This window comes from Vibrio sp. 10N.239.312.C11, from assembly GCF_041466065.1.
Taxonomy (GTDB): domain Bacteria; phylum Pseudomonadota; class Gammaproteobacteria; order Enterobacterales; family Vibrionaceae; genus Vibrio; species Vibrio tasmaniensis_A.
The window spans coordinates 26,444-50,136 of record NZ_JBFSRZ010000002.1 but is presented as its reverse complement, the minus strand read 5'-3'; the positions used below and the strand labels follow the sequence as shown (position 1 = coordinate 50,136).

Below are 23,693 nucleotides of genomic sequence, written 5' to 3'. Positions count from 1 at the left end.
GTTCAAGGGTACTCAGTTTGTGTACCCTTGTTCAATTTGTGAAAAATCAAAGTAATTAGCATCAATTTTTCCTAAGCGAACTTCTTTTTCGAATGAGCGCTCGAGTCGCTTTAAATTACTCTCTTTCCAGTTGCTGCCTGTCTGTGTTAAGCATTTATCAAAATCGATAATCCAAACTTTACCTGCTTTATCAATGAGAATGTTATGAATATTGAGGTCGGTATGATTAACTCCTGCATCGTGCATTTTTCTAATTTGACGACCAATATCGTATAAATCAGTTTTGGATAGTTTTTGGTTCGACAATATCTCTACTAAATCTTCGGCGTCGGAAATCTTTTCGATTAATATATCTGCTTTGTAAACAAGTCCTTCTCGCAACACCTTTGCGGCAACGGGCTTTGGGACATTGACATTATGTTTAGCCAAAAGCTCAAGTAACATCAATTCTTGGTATGCGCGCGAATTTTCTAATCCAGAAAATAGATAGCTGTCTCGGACGAGCTTTCCAAACAATCCGCCACGGTGATAATGTCGAAGAGCAAAATCGCTTTTTTCGCCCTTAACAAACCATGTTGTTCCTCTACCTTGAGCGTGACCTAATATGGCTTGATTTGCCTTCCAATAATCCACAGAAAAAGCCAATTCAACGTCTTCGGTGAGTAACTCAGAATCATACCAGTACGTTGTTTTATCGATTTGCTTTGTTGTAAACATGAATCACTGTCTCGTATTGGGGAGTTTATGGCATACTTGGTAAAACAGTATATCAAACGCCGAACAGATTAATGAACGATTCATGTAGTTACCAAAAAATGTTAGTTGTTGCCACCCATTGCATTGGTGACAGTTTGTTGATCTCCGCTTTTACCCATAGTCTGAGAAAAGCGTTTCCGACAGCCACAATTGATGTTTTAGTGAATGCGAGAGGAGGGATGGTTTTTGGTACCAACCCTGATGTTGATTCTTTGGTTGAAATTCCGCCGAGAGCCTCACTTAAGGATTATTTTCGGATTTTAAAAACGCATGGCAGGTATGATTTAGTCGTCAATGAAATGCTCAATGATAGGACGGCCATCTATAGCTTTGTTTTTGGCAAGCAAAGGCTCGGTGCCATTGATGAATCGCTTTCTGGCGCTTGGGTTAAAAAGTTAATTTATACTCATTACATTAAAGAACAGCACCGATTTGAGCATAAAATGAGTCGTGTTGCTCGTATGCTGGATATTATTGGTGTTAATTGCACGGCTCGGTTGGTTTCACCTGAAGAGTCATTACCTTCTTCGGTTCAAAATAGATTGCCACCCAACTACATTGTTGTGCATGCGCCATCCTCTAATGAGATTAAGCAGTGGCCAGTTTCGTATTGGGTTGAAGTCATCAATCGCCTGATATCTTCAGGCTATAACATTGTCTTATCTGGCGCTAAATTAGAACGCGATGAGACCATTGTTGAACAAATCATGAGCCAAGTCCCTAAGTCGGACCAACTGGTCAGTGTTTTAGGTGAATTATCCTTAGCTCAAACTTCGGTATTAATAAAACACAGTGATGGTTTTGTTGGACCTGATAGTGGTCCGGGGCATCTCGCATCCGGTTACTCTATTCCCATTGTTTCCATCATTAGCGTAGCACCAGCAAGTATGTGGTCACCTTGGCCATATGAAGAGCCTATTGATGCAGCAAACAATTTATACCGTAATGGTGTTAGCTCCCAAAGGGTCGCTAATATTCGACTTGTGCAATCTGAACGTCACTGCGTCCCTTGTTACAAAAACAAATGTCAGATTAGCGATGAGGTTTACTCGCCATGCCTTCAAGATATCAAGCCAGATAACGTTGTTTCTGCTGTTCTAGAAATGATGCCATTGGAATCGATCAATGAATAATCTTCTTTCTGCTCCCAAATCTATTTGTATTCTGCGCTTATCTGCCATTGGTGATGTTTGTCATGCCCTTTCTGTGGTGCAACTTATTCAAGCTACCTACCCCGAATGCCAGATCACCTGGGTGATGGGTAAAATCGAAGCTCAATTGCTTGGTGATATACCGGGAATTCAAGTGGTGGTCTTTGATAAAAAACGCGGCTTAAAAGGAATGAAAGAAGTCTGGCGATCCTTACGACAAACTCGGTTTGATTATTTACTGCATATGCAAGTTGCACTAAGAGCCAGCCTGTTAACGATAGGGATAAAGGCAAAAGTAAAACTTGGCTTTAGTTGGACACGTGCCAAAGAGGGGCAGTGGCTCTTTACCAATCGCAAGCTGCCAAAAACGGACGCATCTCATGTGTTAGATAATTTCTCTGAATTTGCTTACTTTTTGGGGTGTTCCAAACAGGTGCCGACATGGGATCTTGCTTTGTCTGATGAAGATCAAAGACTATCGATGGAGCTTGCGCATGAGCCGTATATTGTTATTAGCCCTGCCGCGAGTAAAGATGAGAGAAACTGGTTAGTTGAGCGCTATGCCGCTGTCGCCGATCACGCTTATCAGTTAGGCTTTAAAGTGGTTTTTTGTGGTGCTCCAACGGATAGAGAGCGCAATTTAACTGACAATATCTCTCAGCACATGACATCACCTTGTATTAACTTAGTAGGCTCAACTTCGTTAAAGCAGCTTACCGCAGTGATTGGTAAATCCAGTGTTGTGATCGCTCCTGATTCAGGGCCTGCACACATTGCGACGACTCAAGGTGTCCCCGTGATTGGTTTGTATGCGCACAGTAACCCAATGCGAACAGGGCCTTATCATAGTTTAGACAGTGTGGTTTCTGTCTATGAACAGATTGCTGAAGAGCAACACGGTAAAGCGGTTGACGAGCTTCCATGGGGAACCCGAGTAAAAGGAAAAGATCTTATGGCTCTTATTTCAACAGAATCGGTGATTGAGCAGCTAGACCGTGTATTAGGCCGATTGAAAAACAAGAAAACATCCAGTAAATAAAGGAATGTCATGAAAATAGCAATATACCCAGGTACTTTTGATCCAGTGACTAACGGCCACTATGACTTAATTAAACGTGCTGCATGTATGTTTGAAAAGCTTGTCATTGGTGTCGCAGAGAGCCCAAGTAAAGCCACCTTATTTAGCTTAGATGAGCGTGTGGCCTTATTGCGAGAAACTTGCCATGAATTACCTAATGTCTCCGTCGAGGGTTTTAGCAGCTTGCTGGTTGATTTTGCGACCGAGCAAAATGCCTCAATTTTGGTGCGTGGCTTAAGAACAACAATGGACTTTGAGTATGAGTTTGGTTTGACGACAATGTATCGTCGATTAAAACCAGAACTAGAGAGCCTGTTTTTGACACCTTCAGAAGAGTTTGCTTTTTTATCATCAACATTGGTTCGTGAAGTCGCTATTCATGGTGGAGAAATAGAGCAATTTGTTCCAGGGTGTGTTCATCAAGCTGTTGTCGCTAAAGTAAAAGCTTTTAAAAATTAAGTGATTATGAATATTTTAATGTATACAAGAGCTACGTTACCTGTGGTGAATTATGGTGGAACCGAACGAGTCATTTGGGACCTAGTTTATGCTTTGCATCTTGCCGGGCACCGAGTGACGCTGCTCGCTGGCAAAGGCACAAAGTGTGATTGGGCGAGAGTCATCGAGTATCAACCGAATGTACCACTGCAAAGTCAGCTTCCAAATGATATTGATGTTGTACATTTCCACTCTGATCTAGAGCCTATCTCTTATCCCTACATTTTAACGCAGCATGGTAATTCAGACGGCCCTATTGACCCTAATACCGTCTTTGTTTCATCTCAGCATGCAAAAAATCATGGTGCACAAGCTTATGTTTACAATGGCTTGAATTGGGATAACTACCAAAAGCCTAACTTTAACTTGCAACGAGAACGTTTCCATTTTCTTGGGAAAGCGGCGTGGCGAGTTAAAAATGTTCAAGGTGCCATTGATATTACCAAGAAAGCTGGCCAGCAGCTTGATGTGTTGGGCGGCCATCGATTGAACCTAAAAATGGGTTTCAGGTTAACGTTAGATCGTCATGTTCGTTTTTTAGGGATGGTGGACGATACAACGAAATCTCAGATCATGACTCAGTCAAAAGGTCTGATATTCCCCGTGACTTGGCATGAACCGTTTGGCTTAGCGATTACAGAGAGTTTGTATTTTGGTTGCCCAGTGTTTGGTACACCTTATGGCTCACTGCCGGAATTAGTTTCTAGTGAGGTAGGTCTTTTATCGAGCTGTGAACAAGATCTCGTAGAAGGGATCTTAAATTCTGACACCTATGATTCAGCTCGTTGTAATGAATACGCGAGAGATCAATTCAATGCCAATGTCATGGCTGCAGCGTATGTTAGTTATTACGAGAAGGTAGTTGAAGGTAATAAAGCCAATAGTGCATTAGGAAGTATTGTCGAGTCTTTTAAAAGGTTGCCTTATGAACGATAAATTGAAGCCAAAACTGGTTTTTGTAGGCTACAAGCAACAGTATGAAAAACTAGAAATTGATGTGCTATCGTCTGATTATGAAAAGCATCATATTTTCTTAAGCAAGTGGTTAGTGAAATTAATTTCCTTTTTATTTTTCTACAGTAAAAAACACTATCATGAGGCTTATGGAGCGATCATAAGACGAAAAATAAAGGCGCTAAATGGCTTTGATGTCATATTCACAACCGACTCTTTGAGAGACATTAAGTCAATATCAAAGGTTAGTGGGAGGAAGATTATTCTTTTTAGGAATATTACAGATGGGAGCTTGAACCATCTTTTAGATGATTTTGAAATATATACGTTTGATGAGGGTGATGCAAAAAAATACAACTTTAAGCATGCTTATTCTCCGATGCCTCAACTAAAAATTATTGATGAGATAGCAAAATCCTCTGATTACGATGTGTCTTTTGTGGGGGTGGATAAAGGAAGGAAAGAAAAGGTTCAAAAAATAGAAGAGGCATTGGGTGATTTTAAGTGCAACTTTATTGTGTTTGACAAAAAACCTTCTTATTCCTATGTTGAATACCTAACCGTGATGCTCAATACCAAATGTGTACTGGAAATTGTTCTTGATGGACAGACGTCTGATACTATGAGGGTTAAAGAAGCGTTATACGCCAGAAAGAAAGTTATCACGAATAATACGAGTCTTTATAATCACCCTTTATACTCAAAAGATAATTTCCTTATATTTGACTCTCTAAATGAACTCGCAAATCATATTGAGGAATTTATCTCTGGTGACTTTGATGAATCAGTTTTGATTAAGCTTGAAGATTACACAGTTGATGGTTTTTATCATAACCTATTATTTAGTCAAAAATAATGAGACGAATAAATCCGCCTTCTAAGAAGGCGGATAATCTTTAATAAATTAGAAGATATGTGTTAATAACCCACATATGGGTCTTGTCCATTCCTACGTGTTTTTAACAACTTTAAAATCCACATGTACTGCTCAGGTTTCGGATTAACAAAACCTTCAACGACTTCATTCATTGCCCTAGCGTCTTGATGTTCATCGCCGGATAACTCAATGGGTGCTTTGATTTCAATTTCGTATTTACCCGTCTCAATATTATAGCTGGCAAAGGTTGGAACGATCTTCGCTCGGCTTACTTTTGCTAGTTTTCCAAGTCCGGGCAAGGTTGCTTTTTCAGTCGCAAAGAAATCTGAGAATACACTTTGCTCTGGGCCATGGTCTTGATCTGGCAGGTAATATCCCAAGTAGCCATCTTTGACTGATTTGATAAATGGCTTAATGCCTCCACTGCGATCATAAACTCGTCCGCCATACTGAACTCTTTGCTTGTGCATGAGCCAATCGGTCAGAGGGTTTTTCTGGCTATTTGCCATCGCAGAAACGGGTAAGCCTCTTGAAGCTAAAAGGATAGCCGGAATGTCGATGCACCAAGAGTGAGGTACGAGCAAAATAGCACTTTGATTGTCTTTTTGTAGCTGTTGTAAGTGTTCTAATCCAATGATTTCTGAGTGTTTTTCAAGCCAACGTTTACTGCGTAATGATATGGCAGGAAAACCAAGTAAAAAGGCGCCAGCAGTTGTTAGGCAATTGGTTAGAATGGTTTCACGCTCTTGAACAGACTTTTCTGGAAAACAAAGCGCGAGGTTTATACGTGCCTTTTGTACTGAGCCACGTTGCTTCTTCGCCATTTTTGTCGCCACGAATTTTGCTATGGCTACTCGAATCGAGTTTGGCAGCAAAGAAATGGGTAGACATAGGCATAGCCCGAGCCAAGTTCCCCAGTGTTTTGGTGATAAAAACGCACTGATGAATTTGGGGTTGTATGCTTTAGGATCGTAGTCGTCGCGTTGAGTTGTCACTGTAAACCTTTAACTGGCGATATATATTGAACAAGCTAACAGTATACCGTTAGCTTGTTTTCGGGAGAGTGTAATCTAGCGATTAACTGACTGCATGTACTCGCTGACGCCTTCAGCAACCGATTTAAATTGAACATCGCAACCGGCATTACGCAACTTAGTTAAATCAGCTTGAGTAAACTCTTGGTAAGCACCTTTCAAATGCTCAGGGAATGGGATAGTTTCAATCTCTCCCTTACCGTGATGTTTAATCACCGCTTTTGCGACTTCTTCAAATGATTCGGCATTACCTGTACCTAGGTTGAATATACCTGATACGCCATTTTTTAAGAACCACAGGTTTACGGCCGCAACATCACCAACATACACAAAATCACGCTTGAAGGTTTCGCTTCCTGCGAATAATTTCGGGTTTTCACCAGCGTTCATTTGATTGTTTAGGTGGAAAGCGACAGAAGCCATGCTGCCTTTGTGCTGTTCACGTGGACCGTAGACATTGAAGTATCGAAACCCAGTGATTTGAGAAAGCGTTTCGTTGTGTGCGGTTGCATCTGCAGTTAAGCGACGCACATAGTTATCAAATTGCTGTTTTGAATAGCCGTATACGTTTAGCGCGCCTTCGTACTGCGGCTCTTCAATAAAGGTATCGGTTTCACCATAAGTGGCAGCAGAAGAAGCATACAAGAACGGAATCTCGCGCTCGATACAGTAATGCAGCAACTCTTTAGAGTATTCATAGTTGTTGAGCATCATGTATTTGCCATCCCACTCGGTGGTCGCAGAACATGCACCTTCATGGAAAACAGCCTCAATATGACCGAAATCATCACCAGCCATAACTTGAGTTAGAAAGTCATCACGATCCATGTAATCTGTGATATCTAGGTCAACCAGGTTCTTAAATTTTTTGCCATCTTTTAAGTTGTCGACAACTAGAATATCGTTGTGGCCAGCTTCATTGAGCGCCTTAACAATATTGCTGCCAATCATGCCTGCACCACCAGTTACGATAATCATATTTCTTCCTACTTTTTTGAATACAAACTCACACGAGTATAGCAAGGAACAAACGAAGCGAGCTAGCGGAATAATTCTTTAATTCTAGTGTGATATGATTGTGTTAATCTAGTCATTATTACCTACTAAAAATGCGATCTTATCGGTCTTAGTATGAAAGATTCTACGCCTTCGACTTTTGTTTGAAGGCCGGCTTGCGCGCGACATGAGCGTTGTTTGGCCGTAATTGATTTTGAACTATTTTAGTTTTTGAGCATTTGAGTTGGTATTAACGTATCGAACTATCCTTCGAACAGTAATAAATAGATTTGCAAAATTAGAAGAACTTTTCCTTTGAATTTTAGGGTTTTAGAAATCTTATGAAGATATTAGTTACAGGCGGCGCTGGCTTCATCGGTTCAGCAGTCATTCGTCACATTATAAATAATACATCTAGCAGCGTCGTGAATGTTGATAAGTTGACTTATGCGGGTAACTTAGAGTCTCTTGTTGATGTGGGAGAGCACGAACGCTATGTATTTGAAGCGGTGGATATTTGTAATCGTACTGAGCTAGACCGTATTTTTGAACAGTATAAGCCTGATGCAGTAATGCACTTGGCTGCTGAATCTCATGTTGACCGTTCGATTGATGGCCCTGCTGCATTTATCGAAACTAATATTGTTGGTACATATACCTTGCTAGAAGCGACACGCGAATATTGGAATAGACTTGAAGGGGATGCAAAAGCAGAATTTCGTTTCCACCATATCTCCACTGACGAAGTCTATGGCGATTTAGAAGGTACGGATGACTTGTTTACCGAGACAACGTCGTATGAACCATCAAGCCCATACTCCGCATCGAAAGCTTCTTCTGATCACCTCGTCCGAGCTTGGCTACGCACTTATGGTTTACCAACCGTCGTCACTAATTGCTCAAATAACTACGGGCCTTACCATTTTCCTGAAAAACTAATTCCATTGATGATCTTGAATGCCCTTGATGGGAAGCCTTTGCCTGTTTATGGCAATGGTATGCAAATCCGTGATTGGTTGTTTGTCGAAGATCATGCACGAGCGTTGTATAAGGTGGTTACTGAAGGTGAGGTAGGTGAAACCTACAACATTGGTGGTCATAACGAAAAAGCAAACATTGATGTTGTAAAAACGATCTGCTCATTACTTGAAGAGTTGGTGCCAAATAAGCCAGAAGGTGTGAGTAACTACCTTGACTTAATTACTTATGTCACTGATAGACCTGGGCATGATGTACGTTATGCAATCGATGCGTCAAAGGTTGAACGTGAATTGGGTTGGAAGCCAGAAGAAACTTTCGAATCAGGTATTCGTAAAACAGTTGAGTGGTACTTAGAGAATAAACAATGGTGGTCACGCGTATTAGATGGCTCTTACGCTGGTGAGCGCTTAGGTGTTTCTTCAGATTTAGTTGTAAGTGGTAAGGTTGATAAGTAATGAAAGGGATTGTTCTTGCTGGAGGCTCAGGCACGCGTTTATATCCACTCACCCGCGGCGTATCAAAACAGCTTTTGCCCATTTACGATAAGCCGATGGTTTTTTACCCAATTTCGACGTTAATGCTTGCTGGTATCAAAGATATTTTGATTATTACGACACCTGAAGATAACGCTGGTTTCCAACGCCTACTTGGTGATGGCTCAGATTTTGGCATCAACCTTGAATATGCAATTCAACCAAGTCCGGATGGTTTAGCGCAAGCTTTTATCATTGGTGAAGAGTTTATTGGTGATGATAGTGTTTGTTTGGTGTTGGGAGATAATATCTTTTATGGACAGTCTTTTTCTCGAACGCTACAAAATGCCGCTTCAAAAGAGTCTGGTGCTACTGTTTTTGGTTATCAAGTCAAAGACCCTGAGCGTTTTGGCGTCGTTGAATTTGACGCAAAAATGAAAGCCGTTTCGATTGAAGAAAAGCCTGAAATACCAAAATCTAACTATGCGGTAACTGGTTTGTATTTCTACGATAATCGAGTTGTAGAAATGGCAAAACAAGTGAAGCCGTCTCTTCGAGGTGAGTTAGAAATTACCACTCTCAATGAAATGTATCTAAATGATGGCTCGTTGAATGTGGAGCTATTAGGACGTGGTTTTGCCTGGTTAGACACTGGTACACATGAAAGTCTTCATGAGGCTTCATCTTTTGTTCAAACTATTGAAAATGTACAAGGGCTAAAGGTTGCTTGTTTAGAAGAGATAGCTTGGCGTAATGGTTGGTTAACTGATGAGCAAATGTTAATGCTTGCTAAACCAATGATGAAAAATGAGTATGGACAGTACCTAGAGAGGCTAGTGAGCAGTGAAAGCAACTAAGACAAAATTAAAAGATATTTTGATAATTGAACCTAAAGTTTTTGAAGATGAGAGAGGCTTTTTTATGGAAAGCTTTAATCATTCAAACTTTGAAAAATTAATTGGCCGAAGCGTTAAATTTGTTCAAGATAACCACTCTAAATCAGGCAGGGCTGTGCTTCGAGGTCTGCATTATCAAATACAGCACCCGCAAGGCAAACTTGTTCGAGTTGTCCGTGGAAAAGTTTTAGATGTCGTGGTCGATCTACGAGCTGACTCTCCAACCTATAAACAATGGCAATCGTTTGAGCTGAGTCAGGAAAATAAGAAGCAATTATGGATCCCCGAGGGCTTCGCTCATGGTTTTCTGACGTTGACAGATGAAGTCGAGTTTTTGTATAAAACAACCGATTATTACTCCCCACAAAGTGAGCGTTCTATTGCCTGGAATGACCCAGAATTAAAGATTGATTGGCAATTAGATGAAGAAAGTTTGATCGTTTCAGATAAAGACAAGAATGGGCTGCTACTTAAAGATGCAGAGCATTTCTAAAAATAAGGTTTTATAAGATGACAACGCAATTATTTGTTCCAAAGTTTCGTGTTGATGAGTGTCTAGAGCATGTAAGAGAGTGCCTAGAAAAAGGCTGGACAGGAATGGGCTTTAAAACTGTTGAAATTGAGGATGAATGGAAAAAGTATACCAGTCTACCTCATGCTCACTTTTTGAGTTCAGCTACAGCGGGCCTTCACCTCGCATTTGAAGTTTTGAAGCGTGCGCATAATTGGAGTGATGGCGATGAAGTTATATCTGCATCTTTAACATTTGTCTCTACTAACCACGCTATTAAGTACGCTGGTCTAGAGCCTATTTTTGCTGATGTTGATGAGTACTTATGCTTAGACCCTCAGAGTATTGAAGAAAAGATAACGGATAAGACTAAAGCTGTTGTTTTTGTGGGGCTTGGCGGAAATACAGGTCAACTTGAAGCGGTGGCAAAGCTGTGTAAAGAGCGTGGGTTGGCTCTAGTATTAGATGCGGCGCACATGGCCGGGTCAAGGTTTGATGGAAAGCACGTAGGTTATAATGCTGATGTCACCGTGTTTAGTTATCAAGCTGTAAAAAATATGCCTACAGCTGACTCTGGAATGATTTGTTTCCAGAACCCAGAATATGATGCGTTAGCACGTAAACTAACTTGGTTGGGTATTAATAAAGATACTTACGCGCGTACAGCAGCACAAGGTGCTTATAAGTGGAAATATGATGTTGAAGATTTAGGCTTCAAATATCACGGTAATTCAATTATGGCCGGCATGGCTTTAGTTGCACTTAAGTACTTAGATAATGATAATTCTTATCGCCGACAGTTAGCTAAGTGGTATCGTGAAGAGTTATCTGAATGTGAGAATGTGAAAATAGTTCCGATTGCTCAAGGGTGTGAATCATCAACGCATTTACTTCAAATTCGAGTTTCAAATCGAGATGAGTTACTCGTTAAGCTAAATGAAAATGATATCTATCCAGGTGTACATTATACAGATAATTCAGAGTACAAAATGTATGAAAAATCTGGTCGTTGCCCAAAAGCTTTGAAAGCGAGTAATGAAATCATTTCATTGCCAATGCATATGGGTATAACAAGGCATGATGTTGTAAATGTTGTAAATATGGTAAAGAAATACAGTAAATAAACTGTCTGTCATATAGCTACAGCTAATTCGACCAGATGTGAACAGGTCGATCTATCTGTTTAGTGGCGATATACTGAACCACTAAACGGATAGGGATACTAATGCTAATGAAAACACGTGACAAGATTGTTTACGCAGCTCTAGAGCTTTTTAATGAGCACGGCGAGCGTAGTATTACGACCAATCATATTGCTGAACACATCGAAATCAGCCCCGGAAACCTCTATTACCACTTCCGCAACAAACAAGAAATTGTACGTGATATCTTTACTCTCTACTCGACAGAGTTACTTGAAAGATTTACTCCGATTCAAGGGCAGCAAGAAAGCCTGACGCTACTAAAAAGCTACTTAGATTCCATCTTCACGCTGATGTGGAAGTATCGATTCTTCTATGCAAATTTGCCTGAAATATTGTCACGTGATGAAAAGCTGCACCTTGATTACATGGCCGTTCAAGAAAAGCTGCAAACGAATCTTGTGGATATTATGAGAGCATTTGTTGAGTTGAATTTGCTAAAAGCAACAGATGCAGAAATGAAGTCGATGGTCACATCTCTTCACTTGATCGCATCAGGTTGGTTGGCGTATCAGTCCGCGATGTCGCCAAAAGCTCAAATTACTGAACAAGTTGTGCATCAAGGAATGCTGCAGATGATCGCAACCGTTAAACCGATTGCAACGACTCAAGGCTTTGAGCAACTGACACTGTTAGAAGATGGTGTAAGAGCGCTGAACAGCAAATAAAAGCGAAGATGCGGGTAAGCGGTAAGTGGGATTCGAGTGGTGGGATATAAACCGTGACGTCATTCCCTACAGCGAGGAACGAGCGTGATAGGGAATCTTTTTATGTCAGGGTTCGAAAGGTGACTCACGGCAATGTGAGATAGAGATTCCAGATATTTCGTCCCTCAATTCTGGAATGACTGAGTTTGATAAATGTGAATTCAGAGATTTTCAGCTCTTTGGGCTTGCTCTTCGCATCTCGGTTACTTATATCTCGTATCTGTTTTTACCTAATTAACCATCTTTTTGGATTTTGAGCTTGGCTGTTTCTACGAATTTCAAAGTACAGCGATGGGCGGGTTTGTCCGCCAGTGTCACCTGCAAGCGCAATAGCCTCACCCGCTTTCACCTTGTCACCTTCTTTCTTTAAAAGCGCTTGGTTAAAGCCATAGAGCGTCATGTCGCCTTTACCGTGGTCCAGCAGTACCACTAAACCATAACCACGCAAGTACTCGGCAAACACGACCGTTCCCGAGTAAACAGATTTTACCTGCTGACCGTATTTCGCTTTGATCACCATACCTTTCCAATTTACTTGGCCAGTTTGGCGTGAGCCGTAGTTATGCAGAACTTTATCTTTGATTGGCCAAGGTAGCTTGCCTTTACGTTTGGCTAAGCCATCCATAGGGACAGCATTGCGTCTCTCTCGAGCGGCTTTTTCTGCTTTCGCTATTTCGGCCTTTAGGCGAGTTTCATTACGTTGAAGTTCGGCTAAGTAATTTTTGTCGCCAGAGATGTTTTTCTTAATACTGCCGACGGTTTTCTTACGCTGTGTTTGAGTTTTGGCTAACGTATCGCGTTTGGTGGTTTGTTGTCTTAACAGGGTCGCTATCTGTTCTTGCTCAAGTTGGCGTTGCCTATGGCTTTCTTCTAACTCAAGTTGAGTTTGTTCGATCGTTTTGATTGTGGCAGATCGCGCTTTGGCAAGGTGTTGGTAATAGTGACTGATGCGGTCTTCTTCAACGCCAGTATTTAAGATGTGAGAAGAGGCTTTGGCTCTGCTGGTCATGTAGTAAGTCTGAATCAGCTGCTCTAACTTATCGGTATGGACTTTTTTCTGTGCTGTCAGCGCTTTAATCTTATTATCTAAGCTAGCAACATTGGTGTTGGCGGTTTTGAGTTGTTTTTTACTTGTTTGAATTGCTTTTTCAAGCAAGGAGATAGAGAGCTCTTGTTGCTTAAGGTTTGCTTGTAAATTGTCGAGCTTCTTTTGCTGTGAGGATAGTGTTTTTTGTTGACGAGATATCTCACTCGACACACCTTTCAGCTCCCCTTTCGATGCGGCAAGTGACGGTGCTGAGAAAACCACAGCGCAAAGGCTGGCAGATATCAAAAGAACAGCGCTAATTACTTGGAAAGGTTTCATCATTGTCGTCATGTTGCTCTTATTAGTTCTTGGCATCTGCTCTTAAGTTTTTCGTATATCGATTTATCGAATCTACAATCAGCTCTTATATTCCATCACCATGGATGAAGTTCTGCGAGCGTCCATTAAACCCTTGGTCCATATCTAAAGATGGTTTGTCTGTTTTTGGTTTGCCGACAACTTTTGCCGGAACACCAGCGACCGTTGTATGCGGAGGTACAGCTTGTAGTACAACAGAGCAAGACCCAATCTTCGCGCCTTCACCTACTTCAATGTTGCCGAGTATTTTAGCACCGGCCCCAATCATTACGCCTTCGCGGATTTTGGGGTGACGGTCGCCGCCTTCTTTACCAGTACCACCAAGGGTAACGTCTTGAAGGATCGATACATCATTTTCGACGACAGCAGTTTCACCAATCACGATACCAGTGGCGTGATCGAGCATGATTGCTTTACCGATAAGTGCGGCAGGGTGAATGTCAACTTGGCAAGCGACTGAAATTTGGTTTTGTAGGTAAGTAGCAAGTGCGATACGCCCTTGTTTCCACAACCAGTTAGCTACTCGGTAACCTTGAAGCGCATGGTAGCCTTTAAGGTACAGCAGAGGCATTGAGTACATCTCGACCGCTGGATCTCGATTTACCGTTGCGCAAATATCACAAGCAGCAGCATCAATAATCGATTGATCCTGCTTAAATGCTTGTTCAACCACTTCACGGACTGCCATTGCTGGCATTGAAGCTGTCTTTAACTTGTTGGCTAGGATGTAGCTAAGGGCTGCGCCTAAACTTTCATGGTTGATGATCGTGGCATGATAAAAACTCGCAAGCATAGGCTCTTGCTCAGACTGCTGTCGAGCTTCTTTCACAATGCATTGCCAAACTTTTTGTTGTTCACAGTGTTTCATTTTTTCATCCATCCATTCCTTTAAACCAGATACGCGTAGCGAGATGAGAAATACGAAGAGCTTAGAAAAGCCAATTAGCGTAAGTGAGATTCCAGATACTTCCTTCCTCACCCTTGGAATGACGAACATTATATTAACGTCACTCCAAGGGTGAGGAACGAACGAGTTGGAGAAGTTTCTTTGGATAATTTACTTGATGCTATTCGCATCTTAATCACCCGCATCGCATCTCGATAACTCGAACCTCTTTACTGCGTTTCTATCTTTCTGACTTTTTGTCTCGAGCAAGCAGATCTTGTGCTGCTAAGTGAGCATCTTTCCCTTGATACAACACTTGATAAATCTGTTCAACAATAGGCATTTCAACGCCCATACGTTCTGATAGTAACCAAACTTCTTTGGTGTTGCGATAACCTTCTACCACTTGGCCAATTTCTTCTTGTGCGGTATCTACATCTTTACCTGCACCCAAAGCTAAACCAAAACGACGGTTACGAGATTGATTATCGGTACAGGTCAGCACTAGGTCACCCAATCCAGCCATGCCCATGAAGGTTTCTGGTTGCGCACCAAGAGCGGCGCCAAGTCGACTCATCTCAGCTAGACCGCGAGTGATAAGTGCAGTACGTGCATTGGCACCAAAACCAATACCATCCGACATGCCAGCACCAATGGCGATGACATTTTTCACTGCACCGCCAAGTTGCATGCCAATAAAATCTGAATTTGCGTACACACGGAACGTTTTGCCACAGTGAATTTTTTCTTGAAGTTGCTCAAGGAATTCTGCATCAGGGGAAGCCACAGAGATTGCCGTTGGCATACCCATCGCTAGCTCTTTGGCGAAGGTAGGTCCTGATAGAACTGCTAACGAGTACCCATCACCAAGCACATCGTGAGCGACATCTTTTAGCAGGCGACCTGTCTCGGGCTCTAAGCCTTTGGTTGCCCAGCAGATGCGCGAATGCTCTGTTAAGTGAGGCTTAAGGCTATTTAAAACGATACCAAACACATGGCTAGGAACGACAACAAGAAGATCACGACTTGCTGTTACTGCCTTCTCAAGGTCTGACTCGATGATTAGGCTTTCTGGGAAGTCTATATTTGGTAGAAATTCATTATTTGCGCGCTCGGATTCGAGGCGAGCCATGTGAACAGGATCATGCCCCCACAGAACAACGTTTGCACCGTTACGCGCTAGAGAGATAGCTAAAGATGTTCCGTAAGAACCTGCGCCAATTACTGTCATGGCGATCTCTTTGCCGTAAGCGTTTGTCGAGATTGTCGGGTGAGTTGTTTCTGTCATGCTTCCACCTAAAAATAATGAGGGAAATCGAAGAGTTCTGAAAAAGCTTTCCACTAAAATAAGCAGAGCTTTCAATCTTAGTACAGTGTAAAGAAAAAATGCACATCGCAGAAGTTGCGATGTGCATTTAAAAGCTAACTAGCGCTTGAATCGTTAGAGTTAAGTTCTACTTTGAGACTTAAGCCTGTTCGCCTTCAGCTTGCTGTGCTTGGTTCTGTAGGTAGTTCATGAACAAAGCATCAAAGTTTACTGGTGCTAGGTTCAGTTGTGGGAACGTACCTTTAACTACTAGGCTAGAAATTGATTCACGAGCGTACGGGAATAGGATGTTCGGGCAGAATGCACCTAGGCAATGAGCCAGTTGACCAGCTTCCATTTCGCTTGCAGAGAAGATACCGCCTTGCTGAACTTCACAAAGGAATGCTGTGTCTTCTGCGTTCTTAACGGTAACCGTTAGACGTAGAATTACTTCGTACACGCCTTCGCCAAGCTCACGGCTTTGAGTGTCTAGGTCCAGTTTTACATCTGGGTTCCACTCTTTTTGAAACATGTCTGGAGAGTTTGGCGCTTCGAAAGATACGTCTTTTAGGAAGATACGTTGGATTGCGAAGTTCTGTTGTGCGTCTTGTTGTGCTGCTTCAGCCATTTTCTTGTCCTTAAAAATTTATAATTAGGTTTCGTTCGCCATCTCTGTTGAACAAAACCTTAAAGTCATATTCGTTTAGTTAGGTCAGCTTACCTTTAACTACTTTTTACCTTTCACCAAAGGTAGGTTAGCTTCGCTCCAAGCCACTAAGCCGCTTTTCAGCACGCTTACGTTTACGAAACCAGCTTTAACCAGTAGGTTAGCGCTTTCTTGAGCTGTTTGACCTGTCTTACATACTACGATGATTGGGTCTGCTTTGTGGCTTTCAAGGCTACCAAAGCTATTTGCTTTGATATCTGACGGCAAAATGTGAACTGCGTCAGTAATATGGCCCTTTTTGAACTCATCTTTAGTTCGAATATCAACCACAACACCGTTTTCACGGTTAATCATGTGTGTGGTTTGTGCTGCCGTGATCTCTTTGTAAGCTGCGTTTGATGTCTTGATAACGTTCGCAATGATGGCAACAACCAAGCCGATCCATACGATGGCTAAAATCATATTCTCTTGAACAAATGGAACTAACTCTTGCATATCTTGAACTCTTATTCGTTATTGGGCGAAAAATTATAGGGTAGGAGTATAGCTATAAAGGGGGGGAGAATACAGAGGAAGCATATTGTTGTGTGTGAGTTAATGTATTAATGGGGGATATATACTAATTGCTTATGATTTATCCATTTACTTGATTGAAGTTATTAATTATGATGTACAAACAGTTACTTAAGCTGAGTGACTGGTAGGGTCTATGTAATTAGTCTCTATTATAAACGTTTATATTATTGGAAATCATTATGAAAAAGATGGCTCTAGCAGCTGCATTAGCAGTTAGCTTCTCAGGTGGTGCTTTTGCAGCAACAGAAACTGCAGCAGCGGGCGCTGGTGCTGGTACTAGTGGTGCGGCAGCCGGTGCAGGCGCATCTGCAGTTGCAGCAGGTACAGCTACAACTGTTGCAGTAACGACAGCAGCAGTAGCAGCGGCAGCAGCAGTAGCCGTTGCTTCTAACGAAAGCGGTGCAACGACTACAACAACAACTCGATAATTTTTGAGTTGGTGTCTAAAACCATTTTGTGTGAAAGCATAAAGTGGTTTTTTTATATCAGATTTTCATATTGGATATCAGCAACCAGATTGCTAGGAAGCAGAACTCGTCATGCTTAAACTTCTAATCATATCTCTTGGTCTTTTTCTTGCGGGTTGTTCTCAGCAGTTTCAAGACGTTAACTCCACTTTTGATGAAGCCTTTTTTGGCAGAACCGATGTTGAGTTATCAAAGGAATACATTCAAACCTTACCTTATTCCAGTATTTATGCGGAAGTGAATGACCAAGGCAAAATCTTCATGGTTTTAGCGTACGTCGGTGAAAACCCTCAAACGGGCGCAGAGCAGTTAAAATGGATGTCTTCTGATAAAGCTATGATCGTCACTGAAAATGGACGTATTGTACAAACGCTATTGCTTCCTTACGAAAACCTTTCTGGTTTAGCATTCCAACCGTTGAGTGCATTCTCGTCTGCAAACAGCTCGTCGCCAGACTCGTCTTCTGTGTTTGATTTGTCAGCTAACCCCGGCGCTCAAAAGTGGCAAGCGGTGTACGACTGGCAACCTAACTATCGATTCGGCTATAAAGCAAATATCACCCGAACGTATGCGGGGAATGAAACGGTCGAAACACCGTTGGTGTCTATCAGTACCAAGAAGTTCCAAGAAAAAATTAACTTCCCAATGTTAGAGCAAGAGATCACCAACGAGTATTGGGTCGACAGCAAAGGCAAAGTGGTCAAAACCATACAGTATTTAGGCCCTGATATGACAAGGCTTGAGTTAACCGTCCTTAAGCATTATCAAAGCAATTAACGAACAGGGTAATGAACGAAAATGATGAATTATATTAGTCATGTATCAAAAATGACGGGACGTCGGTTGCCAGTAGTGAGAGTTCTGTTAATGATGAGAAACTTGTTAGCTTTGAGCGCGCTGTTCTCTCTGTGCACTGTTAGCTACGCTTCTGCGGCATCTAACGTTGTTACGCCTTCGGTTAAGACAACGGTTGAGCTTCCCCTGCAAGGTGTAACGCTTGAGTATAAAGCTGACGTTCGACTACTTCAGGTGTTAGACGACGCGAACGCTAGCTCTAACGAAAATGCTAACGGCAGTATTGGTTACTTTCCCCTTTCAGCTCAACTGTTTGATAAAGCCAATACTGAAGCTATCGAAGCCAAAAAGCGCAATGTATTTAACCAGCTTGAAGCTTTTGCAGTAGAAGAACCAGAAGCAAAACTGGTAAAGCAACAATTAGCTTCTTTCCAATATCTCAATCGAGTTTTTATTGAGTTAGACCGCAATGCCGTTATATCTCAATCAGATAAGAACCCACTGCTTGTTTCAAATTCTAATACTAACAAGTCATCTGCTGCCATAACAAAAGCGCCGAACAGTCAAACTCAAGTATTTTCCCTGTACTTACCGCAACGATCAACGTCCATTCAGGTGATGGGTGTAATGAAAGATTCTGTAAGATTGAATTTGATTGAACATGGAACGCTGAACGATTATCTCTATGCATTACCGAGTGATTTTATTGGTGAGTCAGCAGATAAAAGCGTGGCGTATGTTATTCAGCCAGATGGCATGGTGCAAACCATTCAATATGCGTACTGGAACGAACAGCCGGTTTATTTAGCGCCAGGTGCTATCGTATTTATGGCGTTTTACTCTTTGCCATCGGAATACTCAACGTTGAACCAAGATATTGTCGATTTGCTACGTCATAAGGTTGGCCTGTAATGCTGAAACAGAAATCATTCCCTCTATCAGCAGTGTGCACATCGGTTACCTGCGCTTTATTAATGACTGGTAGTGTGTCGGTTAACGCAGAGACTGCCATTGATTCGTCTTCGATTCGAGCTGATAAATCATCATTCGACGATACCGAATATAGAACGTCGCAAATGAACTTTGGTGGTGTTGGCTTAATGCAAATGCCAACAGGCCGAATGGCACCAGAAGGTGAGTTCAACTTTAGTGCTTCGTTTAATAATGAATACCATTTTTATAACGTGAGTCTGCAGGTGATGCCTTGGCTAGAAACCACCATTCGTTATACACAAGTGCAGGATCTGCTTTATAGCGGAGGCGCGGATCAAGATTGCTCTCAAAACTCATTCAGTGGCTGTACTAAATATACCGATAAAGGCATCGACTTTAAGCTGCGTCTAATCGAAGAAGGGTACTACTTACCGGAAGTGTCGGTGGGTGTTCGTGACTTTGGTGGTACTGGCTTATTTGATGGCGAATTTTTCGCGGCAACCAAACGTTTGGGTCCGATTGATTTTACTGTTGGCATGGCTTGGGGCTACATGGGTACCAGTGGTAACTTTACCAACCCACTGTGTAAAGCCAGTGATAAGTATTGTGCTCGCCCGTCTGATTTTAAAGGCAATGGGGGCAGTGTCGATTTTGAACGTTGGTTCAAAGGCGATGCAGCAATTTATGGTGGCTTTGAATACCAAACCCCTCATAAGCCGCTAACCTTGAAACTTGAATACGATGGCAATGATTACTCTCAAGACTTCCCGGTTGTGCGCGGTGGTGTCGACATGACACAACACACGCCATGGAACGTCGGTGCTGTGTACCGTTTCACTGATTGGGGAGCGGCTAAAGTGAGCTACGAGCGAGGTGATACTTTAACCCTTGGTTTCGACCTCTCTACCAACTTCAATGAAATGTATTCGGTGTGGCGAGATACCGAAACAGCAGAATTGCGCCCAAGTGGTGTCGAGACGGTTGACGATATTGATATGGCGGCCCTTGCTAAAGAGCTTGAAACCGTCGCAGGCTATGAACAAGCGCAAATCTTGGTCGACGATAATAGTATTGTGGTAAAGGGTACTCAGGTTAAATACCGAGACAGAGATATCGCCCTTGAACGCGGTGCGACCGTTATCGCAAATGCGGTACCGAGTTACATCGATACCTATAAAATTATCGAAAACGATAAATCGGCGGAACTCACCGAGACAACGGTAGATGCACAAGCATTCAAAGCGGCGGCGAACAATCGTTACCTTAATGCTCAAACCAGTGACGCAACAAACACTCACGAACTAGAACGCAAGAAATCCGTTATCTATCATGATGGGCGTGAGCGATTCGATGTGTCGATTTCACCAAACCTAGCTCAATCGTTCGGTTCGGCTGAAAACTTCTACTTGTACAGTTTGGGCTTATACACCAATGCTTCTTTCTGGGCGTTAAACAATGTTGAATTGTCGGGCTCGCTTTACGTTAACTTAATTGATAACTACGACAAGTTTAATTACGAAATCCCATCAGACGGCACTGACCAAACGCCAAGAGTAAGAACCTTGTTCCGTTCTTACGTTGACGATCCGGTTCGCTTGGATCGTTTACAACTGACGTGGTTTGAAGATTACGGCAGCGGTATCTACACCCAAGCTTACGGTGGTTACCTTGAGAGCATGTTTGCGGGCGTGGGCGGTGAAATTCTTTATCGACCATTCAACAGAAACTGGGCAATTGGCGCAGACATGACCGTAATCAGCCAGCGAGATCCCGAAAGTTGGTTCGGTACGTTTGAGCATGAGAACCAGGTAAATCCCGACGATAAAACCCGAACGTACAAAGTCATCGATAAAGGTACTACAGGGTTTATCACCGGTTACTACACACCACAATGGGACTTCTTGAACGGTACTTTACTTAAAGTTGGTGTCGGTAAATTTCTTGCCGGTGATATTGGTACTCGGGTCGATTTCTCTAAGCAGTTCAAGAGTGGCGTGATCGCTGGTGCGTTTGTTAGTTTAACCGACATGACAACCGAGGAGTACGGTGAAGGCAGCTACACAAAAGGATTCTATGTGTCGATTCCATTTGATTTAGTCACCGTGAAACCAAGCTCAAGTCGTGCTGGCTTTACCTGGTTACCTATCACTCGAGACGGCGGGCAAGTACTGAACAAGCAATATAAATTGTTCGATCAAACCGATGCTCGCTCACCTTGGTTCCAAAGGCCAAGTAGTGTGAAATAAATAGAGTGAAAGGGGAATTATAGGGTGAAGAGACAGAGTACGTCCTAACCCTCGACATTCGAGGAGTTAGGTGTTTTTTTTTGATACTTAATCTTATGTGAACTCGGCTCTATAGTTTTACTTTAAACCCAGTTAATGAGGTTGATAATAATTACGAATAATGGATAATGCACGAGCAGAAAAGTAAGCATATGAAAGTCAGCACCCTTGCGGAAAGCTCTACAAACCCCTGTTCTAATTTCTATTTTATTTTTAGGGGAAAATTAACACACGCAGTGTGATTTTGCGGAATATCAAGGGGCGGTAGCGTTCCTGAGCCTGAGTTCAAGTGCGATGAGTCAATCAGCTATCAACCCTTTTACTTTAATGCTTATAACATAGTGTGAGAGCAACAATAGCTAAATTCTCTTTTTATCGGATATCTTTTGGGATATCGCCCACTTTTCGTTTCTATGAATTGGTCAACATGAAGATTAATAAAAATCTACTCTTAGTCGGGCTCATTCCTGCATTATTAGCAGGGTGTGCAACTCCAGGCTCTCACCTTTCGACAGGCAACAAGAATGTGATTCAGCCTTCAGAGCAACAGCATAAGTCTGATATTTCTGATGTGGTTAACCTTTATCCACTGACGGCTCAATCTGTATCGAGTTACCAAACAAACACTCTGTCGGTTTCACAAGCCAACCCTCAGCTTGATATTGATATCGCAAAATATGAATATCAAGTGGGTGTCGGTGATATTTTGAATATCACCATTTGGGATCATCCTGAATTAACGATTCCAGCGGGTTCTTACCGTAGTAGTACCGAAGCGGGTAACTGGGTTCATGCTGACGGAACAATTTTCTATCCATATATTGGAACAGTAGAAGTGTCAGGAAAAACCGTTCGCGAAATTCGTTCTGACATAGCAGCACGTTTGGCGAAATACATAGAAAGCCCACAGGTTGATGTTAACGTGGCGGCATTCCGTTCTAAGAAAACCTACATTACAGGTGAGGTGTCTAAACCAGGGCAGCAAGCGATTACCAATATCCCATTGACGTTATTGGATGCCGTGAACCGTTCTGGTGGGTTATCCGAAAATGCTGATTGGCGAAATGTTTCATTGACGCGTAACGGCATTGAAGAAAGCCTGTCTTTGTACGGCTTGATGCAGCGAGGTGACCTCACACAAAACCGTTTACTGCAAGCGGGTGATATTGTTCACGTGCCTCGAAATGACAAGCAGAAAGTCTTCGTGATGGGGGAGGTTAAAGAACCGAAACTATTAAAGATTGATCGAGTGGGTATGAGCTTGACTGAAGCCCTCAGTAATGTTGGTGGCATAAATGAACTTACAGCCGATGCAACGGGTGTGTTTGTGATTCGAACTTCTGATGATAAATCAGAGCGCATGGCCGATATTTACCAACTCAATATAGAAGATGCCTCAGCACTGGTGATTGGTACCGAGTTTGATTTAAAACCTTACGATATTGTTTATGTAACGGCAGCACCAATCAGTCGCTGGAACCGTGTTGTCGGGCAGTTACTACCAACCATTAACGGAATTAATAATTTGTCTGAAGGTGTATTACGTATCCGTAATTGGCCTTAGGTTTGGATAGAGTCGTCATCAGGTCACATTTCATATGTGGCCTGATTTTTATGTTTAGAAGCTCATTTAGTTTATAAGCATGTGTAGCTTATTAAGCTCATTACAGTTAGAAATCAGTTATGTTTAATAAAATTTTAGTGGTCTGCGTGGGTAACATTTGTCGCTCCCCGACTGGAGAGCGTGTACTTCAAAAGTTGTTGCCTAATAAAGAAGTAGCCTCTGCCGGCATTGCTGCTGAAAAAAGTCGTTTAATCGGTAAACCAGCAGACAAGACTGCGATTGCAATTGCCGCAGAAAATGAGGTGGATGTTGAAAGCCATCAGTCTCAACAAGTTACGCCACAACTTTGTGCTCAATATGATTTAATATTGGTGATGGAGAAGGGCCACTTAGAAGCGCTCACTCAAATCTCACCAGAGGCTCGCGGTAAAACCATGTTGTTTGGCCAATGGATTGGCCAAAAAGATATTCCTGACCCTTATCGTCAAAGCCGTGAAGCGTTTGAACACGCGTATCAGCTGATTAACGAAGCAGCGCATGCTTGGGCGAAAAAACTGTAGGTTTAAATATACAGCTTTTTAAATGTCATGCTCTAAACGTCGGCGTGGCTAAGTCACCAACAGAATCATATAAGAGAGAAGTATGCGTAGCGTATTTTACGTCTCTTAAATAGCAATAACTTAGGAAGTAGTAAT

The 23,693-nt window shown here is 42.2% G+C and carries 24 protein-coding genes; 16 read left to right on the top strand and 8 right to left on the bottom strand.

Going from position 1 to position 23,693, the window contains the following annotated elements; genetic code table 11:
• Positions 1 to 12: 12 nt before the first annotated feature.
• Positions 13 to 717 (bottom strand): 3-deoxy-D-manno-octulosonic acid kinase, encoded by a 705-nt coding sequence (locus AB6D07_RS01280; protein ID WP_017102402.1) that lies wholly within the window; start codon positions 715 to 717, stop codon positions 13 to 15.
• Between the two features lie 71 nt (positions 718 to 788).
• Between AB6D07_RS01280 and AB6D07_RS01275 the strand changes: the two genes are divergently transcribed.
• Genes AB6D07_RS01275 through AB6D07_RS01255 form a run of 5 tightly spaced genes read left to right on the top strand, consistent with a single transcriptional unit; the run spans position 789 to position 5,293 of the window.
• Entirely contained in the window at positions 789 to 1,889 is a 1,101-nt protein-coding gene (locus AB6D07_RS01275; RefSeq protein WP_017102401.1) for a glycosyltransferase family 9 protein, read from the top strand.
• Entirely contained in the window at positions 1,882 to 2,946 is a 1,065-nt protein-coding gene (locus tag AB6D07_RS01270; protein WP_017102400.1) for a glycosyltransferase family 9 protein, read from the top strand. The genes AB6D07_RS01275 and AB6D07_RS01270 overlap by 8 nt, the downstream gene beginning before the upstream one ends.
• A 9-nt stretch (positions 2,947 to 2,955) precedes the next feature.
• The gene (coaD, locus tag AB6D07_RS01265) at positions 2,956 to 3,444 is read left to right on the top strand and encodes a pantetheine-phosphate adenylyltransferase (RefSeq protein WP_017102399.1); all 489 of its coding nucleotides are present in this window, start codon (positions 2,956 to 2,958) and stop codon (positions 3,442 to 3,444) included.
• 18 nt (positions 3,445 to 3,462) lie between these two features.
• Positions 3,463 to 4,419 (top strand): glycosyltransferase, encoded by a 957-nt coding sequence (locus AB6D07_RS01260; RefSeq protein ID WP_017102398.1) that lies wholly within the window; start codon positions 3,463 to 3,465, stop codon positions 4,417 to 4,419.
• Positions 4,409 to 5,293 (top strand): LPS biosynthesis protein, encoded by an 885-nt coding sequence (locus AB6D07_RS01255; protein WP_017102397.1) that lies wholly within the window; start codon positions 4,409 to 4,411, stop codon positions 5,291 to 5,293. Before AB6D07_RS01260 ends, AB6D07_RS01255 begins: the two co-directional genes overlap by 11 nt.
• Positions 5,294 to 5,355: 62 nt before the next feature.
• Here AB6D07_RS01255 and lpxM read toward each other — a convergent pair whose 3' ends face one another.
• On the bottom strand, positions 5,356 to 6,309 hold the full coding sequence (gene lpxM, locus AB6D07_RS01250) for a lauroyl-Kdo(2)-lipid IV(A) myristoyltransferase (protein WP_012603053.1): 954 nt from the start codon (positions 6,307 to 6,309) through the stop codon (positions 5,356 to 5,358).
• A 75-nt stretch (positions 6,310 to 6,384) separates the two neighbouring features.
• Positions 6,385 to 7,326, bottom strand: coding sequence for an ADP-glyceromanno-heptose 6-epimerase (gene rfaD / locus AB6D07_RS01245; RefSeq protein ID WP_029222819.1), 942 nt, complete (start codon positions 7,324 to 7,326; stop codon positions 6,385 to 6,387).
• 359 nt (positions 7,327 to 7,685) lie between these two features.
• On the opposite strand from rfaD, the gene rfbB reads away from it, so the two are divergent.
• From rfbB to AB6D07_RS01220, 5 genes are all read left to right on the top strand, one after another.
• A complete protein-coding gene (rfbB, locus tag AB6D07_RS01240) occupies positions 7,686 to 8,780 on the top strand; it encodes a dTDP-glucose 4,6-dehydratase (protein ID WP_017100181.1) in 1,095 nt (364 codons plus the stop codon).
• A complete protein-coding gene (rfbA, locus tag AB6D07_RS01235) occupies positions 8,780 to 9,655 on the top strand; it encodes a glucose-1-phosphate thymidylyltransferase RfbA (protein ID WP_017100180.1) in 876 nt (291 codons plus the stop codon). The genes rfbB and rfbA overlap by 1 nt, the downstream gene beginning before the upstream one ends.
• On the top strand, positions 9,642 to 10,187 hold the full coding sequence (gene rfbC / locus AB6D07_RS01230) for a dTDP-4-dehydrorhamnose 3,5-epimerase (RefSeq protein WP_017100179.1): 546 nt from the start codon (positions 9,642 to 9,644) through the stop codon (positions 10,185 to 10,187). Before rfbA ends, rfbC begins: the two co-directional genes overlap by 14 nt.
• A 17-nt stretch (positions 10,188 to 10,204) precedes the next feature.
• Positions 10,205 to 11,329, top strand: a complete 1,125-nt coding sequence (locus tag AB6D07_RS01225; protein ID WP_017102395.1) for a DegT/DnrJ/EryC1/StrS aminotransferase family protein — start codon at positions 10,205 to 10,207, stop codon at positions 11,327 to 11,329.
• A gap of 107 nt (positions 11,330 to 11,436) precedes the next feature.
• Positions 11,437 to 12,075 (top strand): TetR/AcrR family transcriptional regulator, encoded by a 639-nt coding sequence (locus AB6D07_RS01220; RefSeq protein ID WP_029222818.1) that lies wholly within the window; start codon positions 11,437 to 11,439, stop codon positions 12,073 to 12,075.
• 265 nt (positions 12,076 to 12,340) lie between these two features.
• Here the strand turns inward: AB6D07_RS01220 and AB6D07_RS01215 are convergent, their stop codons facing one another.
• The 5 genes from AB6D07_RS01215 to AB6D07_RS01195 form a co-directional block, all read right to left on the bottom strand.
• The gene (locus AB6D07_RS01215) at positions 12,341 to 13,492 is read right to left on the bottom strand and encodes a murein hydrolase activator EnvC (protein WP_277814450.1); all 1,152 of its coding nucleotides are present in this window, start codon (positions 13,490 to 13,492) and stop codon (positions 12,341 to 12,343) included.
• Positions 13,493 to 13,565: 73 nt separating this feature from the next.
• Complete coding sequence (gene cysE, locus AB6D07_RS01210) at positions 13,566 to 14,387, bottom strand: serine O-acetyltransferase (RefSeq protein WP_029222817.1); 822 nt, start codon at positions 14,385 to 14,387, stop codon at positions 13,566 to 13,568.
• A gap of 259 nt (positions 14,388 to 14,646) precedes the next feature.
• A complete protein-coding gene (gpsA, locus tag AB6D07_RS01205; RefSeq protein WP_032500586.1) occupies positions 14,647 to 15,693 on the bottom strand; it encodes an NAD(P)H-dependent glycerol-3-phosphate dehydrogenase in 1,047 nt (348 codons plus the stop codon).
• 178 nt (positions 15,694 to 15,871) lie between these two features.
• Positions 15,872 to 16,339, bottom strand: a complete 468-nt coding sequence (gene secB, locus AB6D07_RS01200) for a protein-export chaperone SecB (RefSeq protein ID WP_017102390.1) — start codon at positions 16,337 to 16,339, stop codon at positions 15,872 to 15,874.
• A 99-nt stretch (positions 16,340 to 16,438) separates the two neighbouring features.
• A complete protein-coding gene (locus AB6D07_RS01195) occupies positions 16,439 to 16,873 on the bottom strand; it encodes a rhodanese-like domain-containing protein (RefSeq protein WP_017102389.1) in 435 nt (144 codons plus the stop codon).
• 260 nt (positions 16,874 to 17,133) lie between these two features.
• On the opposite strand from AB6D07_RS01195, the gene AB6D07_RS01190 reads away from it, so the two are divergent.
• The 6 genes from AB6D07_RS01190 (at position 17,134) to AB6D07_RS01165 (ending at position 23,558) form a co-directional block, all read left to right on the top strand.
• Complete coding sequence (locus AB6D07_RS01190; RefSeq protein WP_371702903.1) at positions 17,134 to 17,382, top strand: hypothetical protein; 249 nt, start codon at positions 17,134 to 17,136, stop codon at positions 17,380 to 17,382.
• A 111-nt stretch (positions 17,383 to 17,493) separates the two neighbouring features.
• Entirely contained in the window at positions 17,494 to 18,198 is a 705-nt protein-coding gene (locus tag AB6D07_RS01185) for a YjbF family lipoprotein (protein WP_017103419.1), read from the top strand.
• Positions 18,199 to 18,219: 21 nt separating this feature from the next.
• Positions 18,220 to 19,128: a capsule biosynthesis GfcC family protein gene (locus AB6D07_RS01180; protein WP_017103418.1), complete on the top strand. Its 909-nt coding sequence runs from the start codon at positions 18,220 to 18,222 to the stop codon at positions 19,126 to 19,128.
• Positions 19,128 to 21,395, top strand: coding sequence for a YjbH domain-containing protein (locus tag AB6D07_RS01175; protein WP_017103417.1), 2,268 nt, complete (start codon positions 19,128 to 19,130; stop codon positions 21,393 to 21,395). The genes AB6D07_RS01180 and AB6D07_RS01175 overlap by 1 nt, the downstream gene beginning before the upstream one ends.
• 466 nt (positions 21,396 to 21,861) lie before the next feature.
• The gene (locus AB6D07_RS01170; RefSeq protein WP_017103416.1) at positions 21,862 to 22,998 is read left to right on the top strand and encodes a polysaccharide export protein; all 1,137 of its coding nucleotides are present in this window, start codon (positions 21,862 to 21,864) and stop codon (positions 22,996 to 22,998) included.
• Positions 22,999 to 23,117: 119 nt separating this feature from the next.
• On the top strand, positions 23,118 to 23,558 hold the full coding sequence (locus AB6D07_RS01165; RefSeq protein ID WP_017103415.1) for a low molecular weight protein-tyrosine-phosphatase: 441 nt from the start codon (positions 23,118 to 23,120) through the stop codon (positions 23,556 to 23,558).
• Positions 23,559 to 23,693 lie beyond the last annotated feature (135 nt).